Raw genomic sequence first — 21,440 nt, 5'->3', positions numbered from 1 at the left:
GGGGAGCCCCCCGGCCCCAAAAACCCGCCGGCCCAGCCGATGCCGTTCTTGCGGTCGAGGCCGACGGTGGTGCACCAGTCGCGCGGCACACCGAGCACGCCGCACCAGGCATGGTCCATCTTCAACCCCTTGGTCTGGGGCAAATGGCGCATCAGGATGGCGTAGAGCTGGGCGATGGTCTCGGCCTGGGTCTGCCCGCGATTGTCGGTGGCCGAGCCGTAGCGATAGGGCACGCCGCGCCCGCCCATGGCGATGCGGCCCTCGCGCGTGCGCTGGGCATAGCAATAGCCGTGGGTGGCATCGCCCAGGAGCTCGTAGCCGTTCCACCCGATCCGGCTCCATTGCTCCTCGCTGAGGGGCTCGGTCATCAGGATGGCGCTGTTCATCGGGATCCACAGGCGCTCGAAGCCGGGAATGCCGGCGGTGAAGCCCTCCGTCGCCCTGATGATGATCGGCGCGCGCACGGTGCCGCGCTTGGTGGTCACCGCGCCCTTCTCGATACGGGTCACTTCGGTCTGCTCGTAGATCGACACACCCAGGCGCTCGACCACGGCGGCGAGGCCCCGCACCAGCTTGGCCGGCTGCACGCGGGCGGTGTCGTGATGCACCAGGGCGCCCTCGACATTGTGGATCTCGATGCGCTTGCGCATCTCCTCGCGGCCGATCAGGCTTATGCGTGCGTCGGGAACGCTCCAGCCTTTTTCGTAGTCGTAGGATTTGCGGATGCGGCCGAGTTGGGCCTGGTTGACCGCCACCGTCAGCGTGTCGTTGCGGCGGACGTCGGCGTCGATGCCTTCGCGCTCGGTCACGGCGATCACCTCGTTCACCGAGCCGTGCATCGCCGCTTCCATGTCGACCACCGCGCCGCGCGAGGAGGTCTTCAGATATTTCTCGCGCGACCAGCCGAAGCCCCCCGAAAGCCAGCCGCCATTGCGCCCGGAGGCGCCGAAGCCGGCGAATTCCTTCTCGACCACGATAATGTTGAGGCCGGGATTGGCCTGCTTCAGATAATAGGACGTCCACAGCCCGGTGAAGCCGCCGCCGACGATGCAGACATCGGCGCTGCGGTCACCCGGCAGCGCCGGGCGATAGCCGGGCACGCCGCCGATATCGGCATACCAGAACGAGATGTTGCCGTTGGTCTTGACGTCCATGATGGGGGTCTCGTGCGTAAGGAAATGAATGATGATGCCGGTTTCCGGCGACGAATGGATTGCAGAAAAAACTCAGGTCAGGGTCAGGTCGGCGCGCTCGTCGTCGGCCAATAGCTTGGCATCGCCGGCCGCCCAGCAAAGATCGACCGCCTCGCCGATGACGAAGGGCCGGCTCTCCAGGGGCGCGCGCACGATGGCGACCGAACCGTCGGCCAGCACGACCTGATATTTCGAGCTGGAGCCGAGATAGATCGCCTCGCTCACCTGGCCGGACAGGCTGTTGTGGCCGTCACGCGCGCCCGTGGCCGCCGGTGCGAGCGAGAGCTTCTCCGGCCGCAGCAGCATCACCGGCTTTCGGCCGTCGGCGAGCCTTTCCCGCGAGACCACCTTCTGCCCGGCGATGGAGAGGCAGGTCTCGCTGCCGGAGGTCTCCACGCCGCCACGCAAGGTGGTGGATTCGCCGATGAACTTGCCGACGAAGAGGGTGGCCGGCTCGTCATAGAGCTCCCGCCCGGTGCCGACCTGCTCGATGCGGCCATGGTTGAACACGGCGATGCGGTCGGACAGCACCAGGGCCTCCTCCTGGTCGTGGGTGACATAGACGAAGGTGGTGCCGAGCTCGCGATGGATGCGCTTGATCTCCAGCTGCAACCATTCGCGCAGCTTCTTGTCGAGCGCGCCGAGGGGCTCGTCCATCAGGAGGAGCGGCGGATCGAACACGATGGCGCGGGCCAGCGCCACGCGCTGCTGCTGGCCGCCCGAGAGCTCGCTGGGATAGCGATGGGCGAAATCGGCCATCTTGACCATGTCGAGGGCGCGGCGGACACGGGCCTCGCGCTCGCCCTTGGGAACGCCGCGCAAGGCGAGAGGATAGGCCACGTTCTTGCCGACCGTCATGTGCGGGAACAGGGCATAGTGCTGGAAGACCACGCCGATATTGCGTTTGTGCGCCGGCAGGCCGCCAATGTCCTCGCCGCCGACGGCGAGCGCGCCGCTGGAAAGCTCGGTGAAGCCGGCCACCACGTTGAGCGTGGTCGTCTTGCCCGAGCCGCTGGGGCCGAGCAACGTCATGAACTCGCCGGGCTCGATATGGAGGCTGACATCGTCGAGCGCGGTGAAGCTGCCGTAATGCTTGCTGGCATTGCGGATGTCGATGGCGGCGCCGGCCGCGCCTTGGGTGGATGCGGCGGGGGTGGAGACGGCGGCTGCGTTGGACATCTCAGCTCCTCTTCGAGCGCGCGCCGAGAAGGAGGCCGGCGGCGATCAGCAGTGTCGTGGCAAGGAAGACGATGGTTCCCACCGCGGCGACCGTGGGGTCGGCGTCGCGGGTGATGGAGGTGAAGATCTGCACCGGCAGCGTCTTCAGGTAGGGATTGGTGATGAACAGCGCGACGATGATCTCGTCGAAGGAGGTCACGAAGGCAAAGAGCAGGCCCGACAGGATGCCGGGCGCGATCAGCGGCAGCGTGATGGTGCGGAAGGTGGTGAAGCGGTTGGCGCCGAGGCTGGCCGCCGCCTTTTCGAGCCTGACGTCGAACATCTCCAGGCTCGCGGAGACGGCGATCAGCACGAAGGGAATCGCCAGCATGGTGTGGGCGATGACGAAGCCCAGATCCGTGCCGACCAGCTTATAGGTGAGGTAGACCGAATAGATCCCCACCGCCAGCACCACGCCCGGCACCACCATCGGCGTGATGAGGAGGGCGCGCAGGATGCCGCCGCCCGCATGCTTCATGCGGCTGAGGCCGAGGGCGGCGAGCGTGCCGATCAGCGTGGCGATGATGGCGACGATGGTGGCGATGCGCAGCGAGTTGACGAAGCTGGACGACCAGTCCGGATTGGTGAGGAAGTTCTCGTACCACTGCCAGGAGAAGCCGGAGGGTGGAAAGGCCAGCGACTTGTTCTGGTTGAACGACATCGGGATGATAACCAGTGTCGGCAGCACCAGCCAGATCGCGACCAGCAGGCAGAAGAGGGCGAGGAAGAGACGCAGCGGTTTCATCGTCAGCTCCTCGACGCCTGCTTGTGGCGTTGGCGCATCAAGGGCGCGGCGATGGCGAGCAGCAGGAAGGTCGCCACCAGCAGGATCACGCCCATGGCGCCGCCGCGGCCCCAGGCCAGCAGGCTCAGCACCTGGTTCTGCACCAAGGTGGAGAGCATGGTGCTGCGCGGCCCGCCCAGCAAGGCCGGGGTGATGTAGAAGCCGAGCGAGAGGATGAAGACGATGATGGCGCCGGCGAAGACGCCGGGCAGCGACAAGGGCAGGTAGATCTGCCAGAAGGCCCTGACAGGGTTGGCGCCGAGGCTGCGCGCCGCCTGGATCAGGCGCAGGTCGATGCTGCGCATCACCGAATAGAGCGGCAGGATCATGAAGGGCAGCAGCACCTGCGCCATGCCGATGACCACGCCGAGCGGCGTACGGATCAGCTTGATGCCGTCGAGGCCGACCGCCTGGAGCGCCGTGTTGATCACGCCGGAATCCTGCAGGAGCACGACCCAGGCGAGCGTGCGCACCACGCCGCTGACCCAGAACGGCACCAGCACGCACAGAATGAGCACCAGCCGCCATTTCGGCCCGACAGCCGTCATCAGATAGGCATAGGGATAGGCCGCGATCACGCAGACCAGCGTGACCCAGGCGGCGATGGAGAAGGTGCGGGCCAGCACGGTGAGGTTCGCCGGCGTGGAGAAGAACCAGACATAGTTCTGCAGGCCCCAACTCGGTTCGGCGAAACTGCGCACCACCACCGTCGCCAGGGGATAGCCCATGGCGAGGATCAGCAGCAGCACGGCCGGAACCGCCAGCAGCGACGGATAGGCCGAAAGCGGCCTCAGCCTGCGCTGCCGGCCGATGGCCATGGAGGGTTGCATGGTGTCCGTCACGTGCGGCTCCTGAGTTCAAACGGTTCGGCCGGGACGAGCAAGGCACGACTAATCTTCTCCCCTTGCGGGAGAAGGTGGCATTGCGAAGCAATGACGGATGAGGGGTGTTGGCGGACAACCATCAAGGTTGCGTGTCCCCCTCATCCACCCCTTCGGGGTACCTTCTCCCGCAAGGGGAGAAGGGAGGCTCGCCTCTTTCTGCTCCGCCTCAATTGCCCGCCAGCAGGGAGCCCCATTTCTCGTTCAGGGCCTCGAAGTTCTCGGTCCAGAAGGCCGTGTTGAAGCCGTAGCCCTGCTTGACGCGCTCGGGGGTGTTGGTGAGGAAGGCCTGCACCTGGGCGTCGACCTGCGGCTTGGACTCGTTGTTGACCGGGGAATAGGAGGTCTTCTGGGTCAGGGCCTCCTGCGCGGTCTTGCCGAGATAGGCGTTGATCAGCGCATGGGCGGCGGCGGGATCCTTGACGCCGACCGGAATGGTGAGCTGGTCCTTGACCACCAGCCAGTCCTGCCAGACGGGGGTGTATTTGGCGCCGTTCTTGACCGCGGTCATGGCGCGTCCCGTCCACATCAGCAGCATGTCGATCTCGCCGGACTCGGCGAGTTGCTGGGATTCGGCGCCGGTCTTCCAGAACACGGTGTCGGGGCCGAGGGCCTTGATGCGGGCGATGGCCGTGTCGATGTCCGCCGGCGTCATCTTGTCCACCGGATGGCCGTCGGCCAGGAGCGCCTGTTCGAGCAGGCCGACCGGCGGGTCACCGCTGCCGTCGATGCCGCGCGTGCCCGGGAAATTCTTGGTGTCGAAGAAGTCCTTCCAGTTCTTGGGCGGATGATCCTTGAACTTGTCGGTCTTGTACATCAGCACGATGCCGTAATTCATGGCCGGCACGCTGCAGGGACCGACCTGGCCGGGCGGGATGTGCGAGATGTCGATCTTGGTGAAGTCGAGCTTCTGGAAATATTTGCCGCAATAGGCGAAGGGCGCGAGGTCGCCGGTATCGACGACGTCCCAGGTGACGTTGCCCGATTCGATCTGCGCCTGGAGCTTGGCGAGCTCGGTCGGGCCGTCATTCAGGAGCTTGACGCCGGACTTGTCGGCGAATTCCTTCAGCGCGGCATTCTGGCCGTCCTGGTAGATACCGCCATAGGAGACGAAGGTCAGCGTCTTGTCCTTCAAGGAGCCCTCGGCGATGGTACCGGCGGGCGGTGCGTTCTGGGCCAGGGCCGAGGAGGCCGCCAGCAGGGCGAAGGCCGTGCCGGCCAGGCCGGCGCGAAACGCTTTTACGCAAGATGTTTGGGCGAATGCCGTTGCAGTTGTCATCCCATTATCCCTCTGAAGACTCGCTTGTTTATTGTGGCGATCCGGATGCGAGCGATTTCCGGATCACATATTGGTCGAGATCGGCGGCGCCGCTGGTCGGTGGCGAGATGATCCACACCACCTCGGCCGGCGTGTCGCCGATGTTCACCGTCTTGTGCGGCGTCGAGGACGAATATTCGATGCTGTCGCCCTCCTCGAGGATGAAGCTCTCCTGGCCGAGAGTCAGCTGCAGGCGCCCGCGCAGCACCAGGAACATTTCGTGGGAATTGCCGTGGGTATAGGGCTGGTCGCCGGTGGAGCCGCCGACGTCGAACTCGCCGGAATAGACTTCGAGGTCGCGAAGCGGGCGCCGGGACAGCAGAGTCTTGTGGCAGCCGCCGCTGGCCGGCAAGGCCGGGCGCTCGGAGCGGGAGACCACCTTGTGCGGCGAAGCTTCGCCCTCGTCGAAGAGGTCGGCGACATTGATGCCGAGCGCGTTGGCGATCCCCATCAGCGTGGAGGTGTTGGCGCCGGAAAGCCCGCGTTCGAGCTGGGAGAGGAAGCTGGCGGTGGTGCCGGTGAGATCGCCGAGCTCGCGCAGGGTCAGCCGGCGCGCGGTGCGAAAGTCCTTGACGCGCTGGCCCAGGACGCTCGAGTGCCGCGCTTCCAGATTGGGTGCGGCGCCGCTGTCGGCAGTGTGATCGTCGGCACGCTTCATCGGGGCCTCGGCAGGTTCACTTAACAAGTCATAAAGTGAATTGCCGTACTTAACAAGCCTTAAAGTGAACGCGCGAAGACGCGTTTCGGTAGGCCGGTCTGAGGAGGTCGACCGAAGATCGACGGAACTCGACTTTTGTCATTGCCGAGCCTGTCCCGGCAATCCAGGGCCGCAGTCTCAACGAACAGCGGAAGCTGGATGCCCGGGACAGGCCCGGCAATGACAAAATTGAGCTTTTCCCGGCCTCGTTGCGATTGCTGAGTGAGTCTCTCCAGGTCGGCCCGGAACCGTTACGCTTCTCACCGAACTTGCCGGTCCCGCTCCCTCAATTCCCCGTAGCCGGCTGGCCGAGCTTGATCACCTCCGCCTTGCCCGGCTCGGTGACGATGTGGTCGAGCGCCGGCGGCTTGTCGCTGTGCAGGAGATCGCTGGTGGGCGCGCCCGTCTTGATGAAGGCCTCGATGTCGGCGGCGACGGCGTCCGGCGCGCCCCATTGCACGTTGTGGCCGATATCGCTGACCTGCGCCCCGGAGGCCGGCAGGGGGATCACGCCGTAGCGCTTCCAGAAAGCAGGGATGCCCTTGGTCTTGGCCGCTTCGCCGAGCGACTGCTTCAGCCAGGCCTGGTCGGCCTCCAGGAAGATGCTGTCCTGCGTCGCCCAGAGCACCAGCACGGGCACCGAAAAGCCCTTCAGCCGCTCGGTGTTGTCGGTGGCGAGCAGCGCCTTGCTGGCGCCGATCCAGGTGCCGAGCCGCACATTGGCGGTCTCCGGCACATAGGGCTTGAGGAAGGCGGGATCGGCAGCCGGGTCGACCACCCAGTTCTTGGCGATCCAGTCCTCGGCCTTGGGATCGGCCTTCAGCGGGGTGAGCATGTAGAAGCCGGCAGGATATTTCCAGCCCTTGGCTTCCAAGGCCTTCTTCCAGGAGCCTTCCACCGGCTCCTTCAGCACGTAGTCGCGCAGGGCGACATTGTCGACGCCCTTGGTGGAACTCGCCACCAGTACGGCACGCTCGACCAGCTCGGGATGCTCCAGGGCGACTTCCTGGGTGACGAAGCTGCCGAGCGAATGGCCGGCCAGCGTCGCCTTGGCGATCTTCTTGGCCTTCATGAAGGCGACGATGTCGCCGGCGAAATCGCTGGTCCGGAAGCATTTCTCCGGCGCGGGCGAACAGGCCGCCCGGGGCGGCATCGAGGTCTGGCCGTGGCCGCGCAGGTCCATGGCAAGGATATGCAGGCCGGGGTCGCGCTTGTGCAGCGCCGCCATCGTCGTCGACCAGGAGCGGATATTGTCGGTGAGGCCGTGGATGAGCAGCACCGCGGGCCCGTCCTTCGGCCCGGTCTCGACATAGGCCATGGTGATGCCGCCGGGCAGCTTCACCTTGCAGCGCCCGGCCGCCAGGTCCTCGCACCCCTTGGCGCTGGCGGGCGATGCGGCGCCCATGGCGAGGCCCAGCACGAGGGGCAGAGCGAGCGCGCCCGCTTTGGCGAGACGGATGAAAGGGGTCGGCATGCGGTTCCTCCTCCGGCAGGGTTTTGAGCGGAACTATAGCCCTGGATTGTTGCCGGGCAATTGCCCGGGGGCGACATCCAGCACCTCCCGGGAGCGCGGACATCCTGTCCGCTCCTGGAAAAGCCGATCTTGCGAAAGGACGAGCTGATATCGCGACATGCAAGCATGTCGCTGTGATGCCCGTACTCCCAGGGGACAACCCCGTGGGCTCACGCAGCCGGCACGCCGGTGGCCGGGATGGCCCCACCCGTCACCACGCCGCCCTCCGGCGAAAGCAGGAAGGCGATCAGCCGGGCGATCGCTTCGGGCGCCACCCAGGAGCTGGTATCGGCCTTGGGCATGGCGGCCCGGTTCGGCGGTGTGTCGATCACCCCGGGCAGCACGCAATTGGCGGTGATGCCATCCTTGCGATATTCCTCGGCGATGGCCTCGGTGAGCCGCAGCAGCGCCGCCTTGGAGGCGGCATAAGCGGCCATCCCTGCCGACGCCTTCTGCCCGGCCAGCGCCGCCACATGCACGATGCGGCCCTGGCGCGCCGCCTGCATCGCCGGCAGCACCGCGGCGCTGATGGCGAGCGCCGTGCGCGCATTACCGGTGAGCATGGCATCCCATTGCGACAGCGCCTTGGCGACCGGGGCCATCGCGAAGCCGCCCACCGTGTTGGCGAGCCCGCCGACCGTGCCGAACCGCTCCACGGCCTTAGCCACTGCCGCTTCGCAGGCCTCTTGCGAAGTCATGTCGGTGCCCACGATTGACAGCACCTCGATGCCCGAGGGCAGCGAGGTGACAAGCGCCTCCAGTTTCTCGGCCGAGCGCTCCATCAGCACGAGCGGGGCACTGCCTTTGGCAAGCTCGCGTACCACCGCGGCCCCGAGATTGCCGGCCGCGCCGGTGACGATGATGGCGGGGGACGAAGACATGGCAGGGCTCCCTGGTGTGGCTGGACCGGGAGAGTGTCACGGGTGGAAGCAGGAGGGAAGGGCGAGGATCGTGGCACGCATGACGGATCGCGGCGACACATCCTTCGGCATGAAGTGAGATTGGTGCCCTAGCCGTCATCAAATTCGTAGCATATGTAATTGATATACTTAGATTTTAATTTTTCTTCAGATAGAGAATACCACCAATCATACCACCAGCACGGTTCGCTTGCAGCGCTCGTCCGCTCCGTGGAGCGGCGGAGATGCTCTTTAGCCAAGGCTTTGACAGAATTTCATCTTTGCACTTCCGGTCCTCTGAAGGGGAGTTAGTCGACCATTTTGCCGCGGTCGTTTAATCTGCTCGTTACGGCTCTTGGGGACTCAGGCTTAGACCGCATTCTTTTTTGAACCTCCGCTCGCAGCTCGAAACACGAGAGAAGTCTGCCGCATTCGGCGTCGTGCAGGTCGACACGCTTGTGAAGGGTTCTGCACCAAAGTAGGATCTTGTTCGTACGAAGCGCTTCGGGGAACTTCAGCGTAGATGAGCTACTTTCGTGTTCTAGCGGGAGGGCTTCGATCATCACAACAGACGATCAACAGAGCCTTTCTCATCGTCGATAGTTGGGACGATTGGTTTAAGTATTCAACCCTTTATACCCTCATCGTTTTCGACGAGAGTGGTACGCGTCATACTATTGGCGGCGTGAAAATAGGCCAGTTCGCCATGGAGGAAGGGCAACGCAGACCGAATATTCCCGATGAATTTGATGAACTTGACGAGAGATTTTTCTCTCTGGGACAAGATGATAGCTATTACGATGATCTCAATGGCTTGGGCGCGCCGATACGGGATCGTGTCTTACGTGCGCTTCGTGATGTTGCCCTCGATGCCGAACTTTTTGAACGCGCCCTCGACCAGAAAGTGACTGGTACATCTCTTTTGCGCTCGGTAGACCGTTCGACAGTCACTGGGCAGTTTCGTCGAATGGCTCTCGGTGGAGTTCGCCTTACTCATTACGATTTCAGCTACACCGCTCCTAGGCGCTCCCGGAATGTAGAGCCGCTTAGTCTGACATTCAGTGTTGCGCCTGAGTCATATCCGCCAACAAACGTACACGTTCTGATAGGCCGTAACGGGGTAGGAAAAACAACGCTGCTCAACGATATGACTCGCGCAATCGTTGAGGGGAACACCAACGCAGATGAATTCGGTGCCTTTTCCGCCGAAGTTGACGAGTTCGATGATGATCGGCTGTTTACTAGCTTAGTTTCCGTTACATTCAGTGCATTCGACCCATTTGACCCTTTACCTTGGCGCCAAGATAAATCCGAGGGTGTCCGCTATGCTTACATTGGCTTAAAGCATACGGGCAAAGATAAAGACGGCAAAACTAAGCCACCGAAAAGTCCTGATGCGTTATCTGTTGATTTCGTAAATAGTGTTCTGATTTGTCGACAAGGTGCTAAGGTCGCCCGATGGCAGCGGGCGCTAGATATGCTACAGGCTGACCCGATTTTTCGAGACGCAGAAGTCTCTTCTCTTGCGCAATCTGGCCTTGAGGCTGATGAAATTAAGTCTGATGCGCGAAGAATATTCAAAAACTTGAGTTCAGGGCACAAGATCGTTCTTCTCACGATTACGAGACTTGTGGAAACTGTCGAAGAGAAGACACTTGTATTGCTCGATGAACCAGAGGCGCATCTTCATCCGCCACTTCTCGCTGCATTCGTTCGAGCCCTTTCCGACCTACTAATCAACCGTAACGGGGTCGCTGTAATCGCGACGCACTCTCCCGTTGTGTTGCAAGAAGTGCCGGCGAGCTGTGTCTGGATGGTAAGGCGCAGCGGGATGCGTGCGATAGCAGAGCGTCCAGAAATACAAACATTTGGTGAGAACGTAGGATTGCTCACGCGCGAGGTGTTTGGGCTGGAGGTGACACAGTCAGGTTTTCACAAGATGCTCCGGGACGCTGTTGCCAAGTTGCCAGGCTACGACCATGTGATACGTCGATTTCACGATGAGCTAGGCGACGAAGCCCGAGCAATTATCCAAGGCTTATTCGCTGCGCAGCCGGATCCAGAAAATGAGGATCCCTGATGTGGGCTCTTGAGCGACCAGCGTATTCAGCTGAGGCAGCCTTTGGCACGTGTATAAGTCGGGTTCGCGATGAGGGACTTGCTGTTCGTCTGACAGCGGCAAGGCCGGCAATTGTGGAGGCATCGGAGCAGTTCGATTTGGCAGCCCAGCGCGCTCGCCTTGATGAGATCGCTGCTCACAATATAGTTGCTCCGGATATCACCGTCGGCGAAATGGAAAAAGTTTATACACGGAGGATGGCTAAGATCGGCGCACCAGGCCGCGACATCTATGACGCAATTTTTGCAGCCTCCCCGGGCGGTCGGTGCCCTCTATGTATGCAACGATCCGTTGCCACCCTCGATCATCATCTCCCAAAAGCACATTTTCCATCTCTGGCCGTGGCACCGTTGAATCTCATTCCAGCTTGTTCAGATTGTAATAAAGCCAAGCTTGACGCGATTCCGGCATCAGCCGAAGAGGTGCCATTGCATCCATATTTCGACCGGTTAAGCGACGAAGTTTGGTTGCATGCGGAGGTTGTCGAACGCCGACCGACAGCATTGCGGTTTTACACCACGCGCCCCGCTGGCTGGAGCGACGTCCTAGTCGCTAGAGTGCAAAGCCACTTCCGATCGCTTGGACTCGCAGCGCTATTCGCCTCGGAAGCAGCTGAAGAACTCCTGAACATCCGACATCAGTTAAGTTTGCTGAACGCTGCAAATCCCGAACGAGGAGTACGCGACGAATTGCACCGGCGCGCCATAAGTTGTGCGACTGCCAGAGCAAATGGCTGGCGAACTGCGGCTTATCGCGCGTGGTCCGAGAGTAACTGGTTTTGTAGCGGTGGCTTCTTACCGGCGCGCTGAAATCATCGCCTCAATCTCCAGGTAAACTTTATTTCGTCAAATGAGCGTAGGCGCAGCGCGCTTCAGCCCTCGTCTCATCAAGCAGTTGTTCCTGAACATGCAACGCTTTCCTGATCTCGCGCACGGCATCCCGCATCGCGAGCCGCTTGCCGCCTTTCCAAGCATTGAGCGAGGAGGTTGCTTTTCCCTTTGCACTACGCGGGCCGGTGGATTTCAACCATGGCTGCCACTGCCGAATTATCGTCGCCTGGCGCGCTCGCCGGTCGGATGTCCATAGGCTGCTCATGGCTGGTCTCCAATAGTTTGTTTGGCGCAGAATGTGTTTCTTCCGCGCGCGGGCCGGTCGGGGTGGCAACGCCGTTGTTCACCTGTTGCGGGCCGTTGGCGATATTAGCTTGCCGGGCGAAAACCACCGGCGGGTTCTTGAGGGCCGCTAAAGTCTCCAGTGTGGTGCGACACTGGCTTTGGGCTTTCAGGGCAAGCCGCAGATAAGTCTCGTATTGCTTAAGGTAGTCCTGCGCGGCTGCGCGCCGCGACAGGCTCATAAACATGGATTGCAGAGCCATTGCTTGTCCCATTAGCATGGCCTCGCAACCGCCCATGTTGCCGGCCTGCACTTTATCGATGTTGCTGCCCACCGCTGCGGCGATCAACTCGATACCGGGCTCGCCCATGGCGGAAGCGCTGAATTTCTCGATGATCGCGGCGGCATTGACGCCGGCATGCGTCATGAGGATCGCCTGGCTCTTTGCGACGCCGTCTTCGACCTTCGGCGCCTTGTGCGGAGCCGTTTTTGTCTTCGTGCTCATGCCGCGCTCCTTTTACGGCCCGACAGAAGTCGAGGGAGACTTTCGATTTCCAGAGGGGCAGCCGCAATACTAGCTGTGTCACCCCTAATGCACGGGCCGGCCGGAATTGGACGAAGCACCAGTGATGTCAACGATTTGCGCATCGTGCGACGCGATGTGAAGTCTGTCGTCATCGGTTTGTTCCTTGGCCCTTGTTGGTGCGGATTGTGGCCGTTTGCGGTTTTCCTTTTGGCCGCTCGCCAGTGGTCGCCAATGGAGAAAAGTCATCTTGGCGGGCTCGCCGGCATAGCGCGGTTGACAGGTGAGCGAATAGCGCGAGATGCGCTTGTCGCGGGCGCCTCGGAACGAGCCGATGGCCTCGATTTCGAGCCAGCCCAGTTCCACCAGGCTCGCGACGGCCTTCACCGCCGTCGGGCGGGAGCAATGCGCCAGTGCAGTCGCCTGCCGGTCCGACAGGGCGATGCAGTTGCCGTCGAAGGGGCGAAAGCGCGCCATCAGCGTGACAAGCAAGGTGATGGCTTCGGGGCTTAGGGCGTCCCAGGCCGGCAGGTGCAGCCATTCGGCATAGAGCCGGGCATGCGGGCGGTCCCGCTGCTTGGTGGCGAGCGCCATGATGGTTAGGCTGCATGGCGTTCGCTCGACGACAAGCTATCGAGCCAAGCCCGAAAATCACCGTCCCGGATCAAGGTGGCGCGGCCCAGCTTGACGATGCGAAGCCGCCCGCTGGCAATCTCGCCGTAGATGGTTGTACGACCGACATTGGTCATTCGCACGATATCGTTGATGCGGTGGAGCAAGGCGTGTGAAGACAAGAGCGTTTGGTCGTCGGTGTTCATCTGTGTTTCCTGATGATGGCCCGGATCGTGCCGGGTGTTAGGAAACATGAGCGAAAACCATGGCCGGGGGATAGGAGGGTAGGTTCCAGAAAACCCGTGGCGCATTCGCGCTGGGTTTTCGGTGAAAGTGGCAAGGCCTAGGTAAGGTTTTGGCCAAACCCTCCCCAGGGTTTCGCCGAACCCTCAGAACGGAATGTCATCATCGTCGTCCAGACTGTATTTGCTCTTGGCGACAGCCGCCAGCCGAGGCGCGGCTTTCACTCCTGTTGGAGAGGGAGGAGGGAGCACTTGCACGGGGGTCCTCGGTGCACCGCCTTTAAGCTCCCAATTGGCAACCTTGGCGCATTCCTGAACGCCTGTTTCATTGACGTTGCCGTCAGGATCGGTCAGGCGGTGTTCCGCCGCATGTTCCCGCAGCCATTTTTCCAGCGCCGATTTCGGCGACTTGCTGCCAGGGTTCTCGACTGCGAGCCAGGCATGGACCGCGGCCGCCAGTTTGGGAGCAAAGCGCGGGTGGTCCGGATCGAGATAATCGGCATCCTTCTGCCGATCGGGAAAAAAGAAGCCGGTCGTGAACCCTTTTGAAAACAGCCACCGGCGCAAATCGGTGACTTCGATCATGGTCCTGTGCGGATTGATGAAATCAACCTCGCGACGATAGCCGTCGAATTCATTCTCGGGATTGCCCATGTAGACAATGCTTGCATCCAGGGTCGAACGCCGTATAGCGCCGACGAGAGCGGCCTTGGCGGAATTATACTGGGTTGGCTGGCGATGGGCTTCCCATTCCTCGACATACTCCTGGACGCCGTCTTCACTGGGATCGAGCCCGACTAAAAGGAGGGCTGCCTGGACGACTGAGAGCGCGTCACAGAGCCTCCAAAAATCGAGGCTTGTGGGTCTGCGTGCTGGTTTGCCGACAAAAGCTAAGTCCGAACCCTGATCCATCTGCTTCTTCCATCGCTGAACGTCGGCCGATTATGACGAACGTGCGCGACCGTTGGCAAGCAAATGTTCTCATTATGTTCTAAGGCGGGAATGAGTGTGAGTTCTCGAAAGCCTCACTCCTCAGTGAAGAAATCCTCGTCGAGTCGCTTGAATTCCAAGGTACGGCTAACGCGCACGCCCACACCGTGCTCAATCATCAAGTCGGCAAGACGCTCGCCGTCGATGAGGATGACGCGCTGAACGAGATGGCGGACATAGTCGCGAGCATGCGGGCTGAAAGTCGAGGGGGTAACGAAAACCCCCTTGGTCGCGCCGAGCCCGACTAGACTTCCCACGAAGGCCTGTACGTCAGGCCGGCCCACTGCATTTGAGCTGGCATAGCGCTTGGCCTGCACATAGATACGGTCGAGTCCCAGCCTATCTTCATTGATGATGCCGTCGATGCCGCCATCGCCGCTGCGGCCGAGATGCTCGGCGGCGTTGCGGAGCGAGCCGCCATAGCCCATGGCAACGAGGAGATCGACGATCAGCTGTTCGAAGAAGGTGGGGCTGTTCTGGGCGATCCGATCCAGCAAGTCTGCCCGAAGGGCGGTCTGAGTCGCCTGAAAGGCGCGCTCGATCTGCTCCTCCGGGTTGATGTCGGGGATATCCTGTGATGGCGACGAAGCCGGAATTGGCCGCGGCTCCTCGCCCGTTGGTGGTGACGAATTGTAAAAGGCCACAAAAGACGGATAGGCCTTCAGCAGTTTGACGTCGATGCGCCCAGGATTGGTCGCGAGAAGATCAGACCCTGCCTTGGTAATGCCGAAACGCCCACGAGCGGGAGAGGCAAGAAGACCCGCCTTCGTCATATAGAGCTTGGCCCACCGGATTCGATTGTAGAGGAGCCGCTGCCCACCGCTGGGCAGGAGCTGTTCCCGCTCCTCGGTGGTTAATTTGAGATCGTCGGCGATGCGCGCCTCGACATCGGCACTGCGTTTCTCGCCTTCGGCCGCCAAACACAGCACGGGCAACATCAGCGTTTGATAATCGGGAATGGGCATCGTTCACCTCACCGCCTTGCGACCACGCTTGGCTTTGAGTGCGGCGATGCGCTCGGCATGGATGCGCTCCAGCAACACTGAGGCAGGTTCGTCGGTCGGATCCTGCGGCACCAACTCACCTAGGAAGGCTTTGGCCAAGATTGCTTGGTCGAGCTTGTCGATCAGCTTGCGTGTGCTGGTGGCCTCGGCGGCAAGACTGTCTACCCGGGCAAAAGCCGACTCGATGCGCCGGACGATCTCCCCTTGTTCGGCAAGTGGAGCGAGGCAAATATGCATAGCCCGAATTTCTGGGAAGTATATCGTTGTATGGGTTGACCCCTCGCCGAATTTTCGAATGTTATCGCCCTCGGCCATTAAAGCATACATTAGAAATCTCGGGACCAGAGCATCGGAACATGTCCATGTCGCGAAATCTTGGCTGGTAGCCATCGGGCTACCCATAATGGTGACATAACCCACAGAAGCTGTTCTAGACAGGCATACGGTGCCTGCCGGCAGTAATCGTGCAGACGAATTATCCAGTCCTGCGTCAGAAATTGTCTGGATAGTATCGCGTATGACGGTGCCGTGATGCTTCCCTGCGTCACGAATGCCGATCCAGGGTACGCCTCCATCCCAATATTCGGGTCTCGCTCTACTTGGCGTGTGACCGGTTTCCTGCTTGGCGATTCGTCCCAAGGGCGTCCATGCCCAACCTGCGGGAACCGGTGTTCCAGGGTTGTTTATGGACAGCCCCGCGATGCCCGGCCTAACGTTAGTAGTCGCGTCTCTGCCCCCACGAGATTTTGCAGGTTGCTTAGTTCGGGAGATCAGCATCTCAGCTGTTTCAATATCTGGCTGCTTGACCCGCCACTGGTGAGTTAGATCCCCGCGAAACGCCGCCGCCAGCACCGCTTGCTTGTACTTCTCGACGAGGCGCGGGATGTGGTCGAGATGCTCGCGGGCGCGTTTGGATTTGCCGGTGAGGCTGTCGATCTTTGCGACGATGCGGCGCTGTTCGGGCAGCGGAGGAAGAGCAAGATGAAACGCTTTGACCTCAGGAAAGTAGATGGTTGTATGTGTAGAACCTTCTCCAAAGCGACGTATATCTTCGCCCTCAGCTATAAGTGCCTGCATTAAATAATCTGGATCGAGCGCCTCGCCGCAAGACCAAGTAACAAAATCTTGGCTTGTAGCCATATCGCGCCCCATCTTCACCACGTAGCCAACGGACGCTGTCCGCGACAGGCAGACAGTCCCTTTTGGCAGCAGACGAGCAGAGGAATTGGCTAGGCCGAGATAGGTTATGTTCTGAGTCGTGGCGTTAATAATTCTTCCGTGGTGTGCACCAGCATCTCGAATTCCAAGCCAGGGAACATCGTCGCCCCAATATTCGGGATGCTTACGGCTGGGAGTGTGACCAGTTCCCAGTGCAGCGATGTCTGTTAGCAGCGCCCATGACCATCCGACGGGCAATCTGATTGCCGGATCTCCGACCGATAAGGCGTATTTTCCAGGAATAATTGTCGTCGACGCCTCTCGCCCACTCATTCGGCAGCCTCTGCTACTGCACTCTCAGCGCTACTGTCATCGCCACCCAATTCCGCGGACAGCCCATCGATTTCCTCCAGTGCAGCCCTGAGATGCCCGATGATGGCGGCGGCTATGTCTTCTGGCTCGGTCAATGCCTCCTCGGCTTCAACTTCGGTATCGCGTAGCCAAGCGATGTCGAGATTATCGTTGCGCGCGGCGATGGCCTCGCGGGTAAAGAGGCGCCAGCGGCTCTCTTCTCCTTCGTCGGTACGAACTGAACCGCCGTTGGGATCGTCGCCGTAGGCATTTTCGAACGCGGCGAAATCGGTACTGGTGAGCGGGCGGGTCTTACCAAAGGCCTCCATATTGGCGCGTAGGTCATAAACCCACACGGCTTTGGTGTTGCCCTTGTCGTTTTTCCCGCGCTGGAAGAACAGCACGTTGGTCTTGACGCCCTGGGCATAGAAAATGCCGGTCGGCAGACGCAGGATGGTGTGAAGGTCGCAGAGTTCCATCAACCAGGTGCGCAGGCGACGGCCGGTATTGTCCTCGAACAGCACATTGTCCGGCACCACCACGGCGGCGCGTCCGCCGGGCTTCAGCGCCCTCACGATGTGCTCGACGAAAGCAAGCTGCTTGTTCGACGTATCGGCCGTGACCGAAAAATCGCTGCGGGTCGGCCGTCCGCCGCCCTTCTTGGTGCCGAAGGGCGGGTTGGTGAGGATGACATCCGCCTTGCCGAGGTTCTCGCCGTCGGGCGAAAGCGTGTCGATATTCTCGACGCCGCCCTCGATGCCGTGCAGCAGTAGGTTCATCAGGCAGAGGCGATGGGTGTCTGGCACCAGCTCGCCGCCGACGAAGGCATTGTTACGCTGGAAGAAGGCTTGTGCTTCCGAGAGCTTATAGAGATCGTCTGTATGCTGCTTGATGTAATGATCCGCCGCGACGAGAAAGCCCGCCGTGCCGGCGGCCGGATCCTGGATCGTTTCGCCGGCCTGTGGTTTCATCAGGCGGATGATGCAATCGATCAGCGGGCGTGGCGTGAAATATTGGCCAGCGCCTGACTTCTTGTCCGAGGCGTTCTTCTCCAGCAAGCCTTCATAGAGATTGCCGAGGCCTTCCTCGCGCGCAGAGAACCAATCGAGCTGATCGATATTGGCGGTGAGCGCCTTCAGGTTGGTGGGCTTGCGCAGGCGGGTCTGCGCATCGGTGAAGATAGCGCGCACCAACCCGTCGCGCACGTCCGGCCGGCCGAGATCGAGCAGCATGCGCTTGTAATATTGCAGTTGCTCGTCGCCCTCCGCCTTGGCGAGGATGTTCCAGCGATATCCTTCCGGTAGCCGGCTCTCGCGTCCGGTCTCCTCCAGCATCTTGAGGAAGAGCAGATAGGTGAGCTCCGTCACATACTCGTTGTAGGTGACGCCATCGTCCCTGAGGACGTTGCACAGGCCCCAGAGCTTGGCGACGATATCGGTTGTGCTGGTCATCAGGCGCTCATCTTCCATAGTTCTTCATTGATGCCGGCAAGGACGGATTCGAGTTCGCCGCCAAACACTTTGTTCAGGCGATTGAACCCACCATCGGCGATGAAAGGTTCCTTGTCGATCGCCTCGCGGTCGACAACAATCTCTTTTTCGACTTGTTCACCGATGCGGTTCAGCCAGCGTTTCTGCGGCTCGGTCCATTGCCGACTCGACAGGATACGACGGATGGCCGCCTTGACGCGATCGCCATAAGGCGTGAGCGGGTCCCCAAGCGCTGCCTGGCGTACGAAGCCGATGATCGAGGCGGCGATTTCCTGATTCTTGGCGTCGGCCCAGGCCCGGCGCAGACTCGCTTCGGAATAGCCCTTGAGATCGAGAGCTAGGCGCAGTTCCTTGAGATCCGCTCTGGTGAGGTCGCGCGGGCGCTGCACCACCAGCTTGAGGGCGGCGAGTGTGTTGACGTTGTCGCGAATGAAAGCGGTGAAGCTCTCCAGAAAATCCTGCGGCTTCTGCCCACTGCCATAGCCGCGCGTGACGGCGATGATCTCATCGGTATGGGTCGAGATCGGCAGCGCGCGGGGCGTACCGCCGTCCGATTGCCAGTCGAGCAGAGGGCCGATGTCAACGCGGTCTCTCAGCCATGAAGCAAGGATGGCGGGGTCCTGTGTCAGGATCTGTTGCAGCATTGCCTCCGGTGTGACGCCAGCCACGGCCTCCAGGCGCTCGCGGTCTTGCTGAGACAGTTTCTTCAGCCGCCGCCGCAGCTTCACCGCTAGCTGGCCGCGAATGGCGTCGCGTTGACGGTCCTCCGTCGCGCCGATCATCTCCTGCACCAGTTGCTCGAAGCTGATGGACGGATTGACCACCACCGGCTTCATGTCGGTGAGATTCTGCAGGTGCGGATAGAGATCGACGGCATCGAAGATGTAGAAGACTTCCTTGCCGATCTCGTCGCATCGCCTCGTGGCGCGACCGATCATCTGATCGTAGAGGATGCGGCTGTTCACCCGGCGCAGGAAGACGAGATTGGTGATCTTCGGCACATCGATACCGGTTGTGAGAAGATCGACAGTCACGGCAATTTTCGGATTGGCGTCGTTGCGGTAGGAGCGGATGAGATTCTGCACCCGGTCGACGCTACCGGTGATCTTCTTCACGGCCGCATCGTCGATCTCACCATAGGCCTGCGCAAACGCTTCCTTAAGGGCGCGAACGACGATATCTGCATGCGCATCGGTTGCGGCGAAGATCAGCGTCTTGCCTGGCAGGGCCGGATCGATGTGCCGCGCCAGTTCTTCGGCGACCACCCGGTTGAAATCGTGGGTGATGACCTGTTTGTTGAAGGCTTCGACCTCAAAATGCACCTCGTCCGGTAAGATCGCTGTGTTGATCTCGCCGGTATCGGTCACGAAATACTCGACCTGCTCGCCTTCGGAGAAGCCGATGCCATCCCGCGCCAGGGCCGTCTCGATGCGGATGGGCGGCTCGTGATCGATGAGATAGCCATCGATCACCGCCTCCGGATAGGAATAACGGAAGATCGGCTCGCCAAAGATCTCGGTGGTGTGGAGTGCCGGCGTAGCGGTGAGGCCGATCTTGACCGCATCGAAATAATCCAGCACGCGCCGATATTTCGAGATGTAGTCGTCCTCGCCTCGGAAACTCATTTCCGCGTCGGACATTTCGCGATCGAGCAGATAGCCACGGTGGCATTCATCGATGACCATGAGGTCATATTGGTCGACGGGCGGGGCCTCGGAGGGATCGGCCGTATAGAGGACGCGTTTGACCAGGCCTTGGATGGTGCAGATATGCACCTTGGTCTCGAAGTCGGGCGTGGTGTCTTCCAGGCCTTTCAGACCGAAGATATCGGCGAAGGTCTTGCCCGAAACGACTTTGGTGGTTGAGAACTCGCCGGCCGTCTGGATGCCGAGGGCACTACGGTCGACGACGAAACAGATGCGCCGGAAGCGTTTGGCCGAAAGCAGCCGGTAGAGGAGGGCGATCGCAAGTTTGGTCTTGCCGGTACCGGTGGCCATCGCCACCAGCATGGAGCGCCGATCCGCAGCCAGCGCCTGCTCTACGGCTTGGATGGCATTGATCTGGTAAGGGCGCAGCGGAAAGCCGAAATCGAAAGGCTGGTTTTGCAGGGAGGCGTTGGCGGCGTCCTGATCGACTTCCAGCAAGCCTGCCAAACCTTCGGGCGTCGGCCAGTCGACCAAGGCGCGGCGGTGGTTGGCGCCGCGGCGCGTATCACGAAACCAGACACCGCTTTCCGTCTCGACCTGCCGCAGATAGGGGCGGCCATTCGAGGCGAAGACAAAGGGCACGCGGTGGTCGCCCCAGGGGCCGCCCGTAGCCGTCGATTCCTCCGAAGAGGGCAAGCCGATAGAATATCGCTCAGCCTGATCGATAGCAGCGGAGACATTCTTGCGCCGGCGCTTGGCTTCCACCACACCCATAAGGGCATGGCCGACAAAAAGGGCATAATCGGCCGGGCCGTTGGCCGTTGGCCATTCCGCAATCGCTAGATTGCGTCCCTTTGCGGGGCGTATGCCGGCGCTGTGGCGCAGGTTCTTGGTATCGGCCTCCCAACCACGGTCCTGCAATTGACGGTCTATCAGCGCCCGCGTTTCGGCTTCGTCCAAATCGATCCGTGTCGCCGCTTCCTCGCCTCGTTCGACAAGCTCCTGCGTCTGAGCACGTGGTGCAGCAGCTGCTTGGGCCTGCAATTCGGCAAGTTTTTGAGAAAGAGCTTTCTTCTCGGCCTCTGTCTCTTGCGCGAGTACCTCCAAGGCTGTGCGCTCTTCGGACTGGCGCTTCAGTCGATGTTCGACGCTTTCTCGCTCGCGAGCATGTTCTTCAGCCTCTCGGCGTGCAGTAGCTGCTGCATTCTCGCTGGCGAGAAGCTTTCCACGCAGTTCCTCCAGCTCCTTGCGCAAGGACAACGTAGCGTCAACCGGCGGTTGAGGTGGAACGAACGAACCAGGGTTAAACTTCGGATCGCCATATGTGCGATGAAACCAGACGCCAAGCTCGCGCGCAAAGCGCAACCCGGTCAGCCCGTTTGCGTGGTCGCCCTTGACCTCATGGACAGCAACGTTGCCGATCTTTCGAAGAGCGTGAAAAATCTTGGCAACCTGAATGGGAATGATGTTGCCATAGGACAGCCGGCGCAGGGTTTCATCGAACGTATCGCGATCCTGATAAACACCTTGGCGTGCAGCGATCACCTTGGCCAGGGTCTCGGCAAATTGCCGTAGCTTGACGAGACAGGTCGATGGATCGTCCTGAAAGTAACGTTCGGCAAGCTCGCCCAGTTTCGCGAGCTTGGGATCGTGTACGGCTAAAAAACCGAAATTTACAGACGCCACCAT

General features: G+C 61.0%; 18 protein-coding genes. 2 read left to right on the top strand and 16 right to left on the bottom strand.

What is annotated here, in order from left to right; all coding sequences use genetic code 11:
* From BA190_RS20075 to BA190_RS20040, 8 genes are all read right to left on the bottom strand, one after another.
* On the bottom strand, positions 1-1,154 hold a 1,154-nt coding region (locus tag BA190_RS20075; RefSeq protein WP_068291247.1), incomplete at its 3' end, for an FAD-binding oxidoreductase.
* Between the two features lie 72 nt (positions 1,155-1,226).
* Positions 1,227-2,372: an ABC transporter ATP-binding protein gene (locus BA190_RS20070; RefSeq protein WP_068291245.1), complete on the bottom strand. Its 1,146-nt coding sequence runs from the start codon at positions 2,370-2,372 to the stop codon at positions 1,227-1,229.
* 1 nt (position 2,373) lies between these two features.
* Positions 2,374-3,162, bottom strand: a complete 789-nt coding sequence (locus tag BA190_RS20065; protein ID WP_068291308.1) for an ABC transporter permease — start codon at positions 3,160-3,162, stop codon at positions 2,374-2,376.
* On the bottom strand, positions 3,159-4,013 hold the full coding sequence (locus BA190_RS20060) for an ABC transporter permease (protein ID WP_068291310.1): 855 nt from the start codon (positions 4,011-4,013) through the stop codon (positions 3,159-3,161). The genes BA190_RS20065 and BA190_RS20060 overlap by 4 nt, the downstream gene beginning before the upstream one ends.
* 232 nt (positions 4,014-4,245) lie before the next feature.
* Complete coding sequence (locus BA190_RS20055) at positions 4,246-5,355, bottom strand: extracellular solute-binding protein (RefSeq protein WP_068291244.1); 1,110 nt, start codon at positions 5,353-5,355, stop codon at positions 4,246-4,248.
* A 28-nt stretch (positions 5,356-5,383) separates the two neighbouring features.
* Positions 5,384-6,052: a helix-turn-helix domain-containing protein gene (locus BA190_RS20050; RefSeq protein ID WP_068291243.1), complete on the bottom strand. Its 669-nt coding sequence runs from the start codon at positions 6,050-6,052 to the stop codon at positions 5,384-5,386.
* Positions 6,053-6,377: 325 nt separating this feature from the next.
* Positions 6,378-7,565: an alpha/beta fold hydrolase gene (locus BA190_RS20045; RefSeq protein ID WP_068291241.1), complete on the bottom strand. Its 1,188-nt coding sequence runs from the start codon at positions 7,563-7,565 to the stop codon at positions 6,378-6,380.
* A 209-nt stretch (positions 7,566-7,774) separates the two neighbouring features.
* Positions 7,775-8,485 carry an SDR family NAD(P)-dependent oxidoreductase gene (locus BA190_RS20040; protein WP_068291239.1) on the bottom strand — a complete coding sequence of 237 codons (711 nt, stop codon included), beginning with the start codon at positions 8,483-8,485 and terminating at the stop codon, positions 7,775-7,777.
* A gap of 541 nt (positions 8,486-9,026) precedes the next feature.
* Between BA190_RS20040 and BA190_RS35405 the strand changes: the two genes are divergently transcribed.
* On the top strand, positions 9,027-10,583 hold the full coding sequence (locus BA190_RS35405) for an AAA family ATPase (protein ID WP_082979899.1): 1,557 nt from the start codon (positions 9,027-9,029) through the stop codon (positions 10,581-10,583).
* 137 nt (positions 10,584-10,720) lie between these two features.
* Positions 10,721-11,431 carry an HNH endonuclease gene (locus BA190_RS36035; protein ID WP_156771606.1) on the top strand — a complete coding sequence of 237 codons (711 nt, stop codon included), beginning with the start codon at positions 10,721-10,723 and terminating at the stop codon, positions 11,429-11,431.
* Positions 11,432-11,625: 194 nt separating this feature from the next.
* Here the strand turns inward: BA190_RS36035 and BA190_RS20035 are convergent, their stop codons facing one another.
* The 8 genes from BA190_RS20035 to hsdR form a co-directional block, all read right to left on the bottom strand.
* Complete coding sequence (locus tag BA190_RS20035) at positions 11,626-12,240, bottom strand: hypothetical protein (RefSeq protein ID WP_068291237.1); 615 nt, start codon at positions 12,238-12,240, stop codon at positions 11,626-11,628.
* Positions 12,241-12,324: 84 nt separating this feature from the next.
* Positions 12,325-12,852 (bottom strand): hypothetical protein, encoded by a 528-nt coding sequence (locus BA190_RS20030; RefSeq protein WP_068291234.1) that lies wholly within the window; start codon positions 12,850-12,852, stop codon positions 12,325-12,327.
* A 5-nt stretch (positions 12,853-12,857) separates the two neighbouring features.
* Positions 12,858-13,076 carry a helix-turn-helix domain-containing protein gene (locus BA190_RS20025; protein WP_068291232.1) on the bottom strand — a complete coding sequence of 73 codons (219 nt, stop codon included), beginning with the start codon at positions 13,074-13,076 and terminating at the stop codon, positions 12,858-12,860.
* A gap of 183 nt (positions 13,077-13,259) precedes the next feature.
* Positions 13,260-14,024, bottom strand: a complete 765-nt coding sequence (locus tag BA190_RS20020) for a hypothetical protein (RefSeq protein WP_156771605.1) — start codon at positions 14,022-14,024, stop codon at positions 13,260-13,262.
* 113 nt (positions 14,025-14,137) lie between these two features.
* Positions 14,138-15,067: a restriction endonuclease gene (locus tag BA190_RS20015; RefSeq protein ID WP_068291228.1), complete on the bottom strand. Its 930-nt coding sequence runs from the start codon at positions 15,065-15,067 to the stop codon at positions 14,138-14,140.
* Between the two features lie 3 nt (positions 15,068-15,070).
* Positions 15,071-16,597, bottom strand: coding sequence for a restriction endonuclease subunit S (locus BA190_RS35400; RefSeq protein WP_082979898.1), 1,527 nt, complete (start codon positions 16,595-16,597; stop codon positions 15,071-15,073).
* Positions 16,594-18,066, bottom strand: a complete 1,473-nt coding sequence (locus BA190_RS20000; protein WP_068291306.1) for an N-6 DNA methylase — start codon at positions 18,064-18,066, stop codon at positions 16,594-16,596. Before BA190_RS20000 ends, BA190_RS35400 begins: the two co-directional genes overlap by 4 nt.
* The gene (gene hsdR, locus BA190_RS19995; protein WP_068291217.1) at positions 18,066-21,440 is read right to left on the bottom strand and encodes a type I restriction-modification system endonuclease; all 3,375 of its coding nucleotides are present in this window, start codon (positions 21,438-21,440) and stop codon (positions 18,066-18,068) included. Before hsdR ends, BA190_RS20000 begins: the two co-directional genes overlap by 1 nt.

Source organism: Labrys sp. WJW (assembly GCF_001676615.1).
GTDB classification, from domain to species: Bacteria; Pseudomonadota; Alphaproteobacteria; order Rhizobiales; family Labraceae; genus Labrys; species Labrys sedimenti.
The sequence above is the reverse complement of the archived record's forward strand: the minus strand, read 5'-3'. Positions and strand labels throughout refer to the sequence as shown.

Bases quoted from the DNA above. Each gene is read 5' to 3' on its own strand.
- BA190_RS20040 (WP_068291239.1), bottom strand. From the start codon at position 8,485: ATGTCTTCGTCCCCCGCCATCATCGTCACCGGCGCGGCCGGCAATCTC.
- BA190_RS20050 (WP_068291243.1), bottom strand. From the start codon at position 6,052: ATGAAGCGTGCCGACGATCACACTGCCGACAGCGGCGCCGCACCCAAT.
- BA190_RS20035 (WP_068291237.1), bottom strand. From the start codon at position 12,240: ATGAGCACGAAGACAAAAACGGCTCCGCACAAGGCGCCGAAGGTCGAA.
- BA190_RS20000 (WP_068291306.1), bottom strand. From the start codon at position 18,066: ATGACCAGCACAACCGATATCGTCGCCAAGCTCTGGGGCCTGTGCAAC.
- BA190_RS35400 (WP_082979898.1), bottom strand. From the start codon at position 16,597: ATGAGTGGGCGAGAGGCGTCGACGACAATTATTCCTGGAAAATACGCC.
- BA190_RS35405 (WP_082979899.1), top strand. From the start codon at position 9,027: ATGAGCTACTTTCGTGTTCTAGCGGGAGGGCTTCGATCATCACAACAG.
- BA190_RS20015 (WP_068291228.1), bottom strand. From the start codon at position 15,067: ATGCCCATTCCCGATTATCAAACGCTGATGTTGCCCGTGCTGTGTTTG.
- BA190_RS20055 (WP_068291244.1), bottom strand. From the start codon at position 5,355: ATGACAACTGCAACGGCATTCGCCCAAACATCTTGCGTAAAAGCGTTT.
- BA190_RS20045 (WP_068291241.1), bottom strand. From the start codon at position 7,565: ATGCCGACCCCTTTCATCCGTCTCGCCAAAGCGGGCGCGCTCGCTCTG.
- BA190_RS20025 (WP_068291232.1), bottom strand. From the start codon at position 13,076: ATGAACACCGACGACCAAACGCTCTTGTCTTCACACGCCTTGCTCCAC.
- hsdR (WP_068291217.1), bottom strand. From the start codon at position 21,440: ATGGTGGCGTCTGTAAATTTCGGTTTTTTAGCCGTACACGATCCCAAG.
- BA190_RS20060 (WP_068291310.1), bottom strand. From the start codon at position 4,013: ATGGCCATCGGCCGGCAGCGCAGGCTGAGGCCGCTTTCGGCCTATCCG.
- BA190_RS20030 (WP_068291234.1), bottom strand. From the start codon at position 12,852: ATGGCGCTCGCCACCAAGCAGCGGGACCGCCCGCATGCCCGGCTCTAT.
- BA190_RS20020 (WP_156771605.1), bottom strand. From the start codon at position 14,024: ATGGATCAGGGTTCGGACTTAGCTTTTGTCGGCAAACCAGCACGCAGA.
- BA190_RS20070 (WP_068291245.1), bottom strand. From the start codon at position 2,372: ATGTCCAACGCAGCCGCCGTCTCCACCCCCGCCGCATCCACCCAAGGC.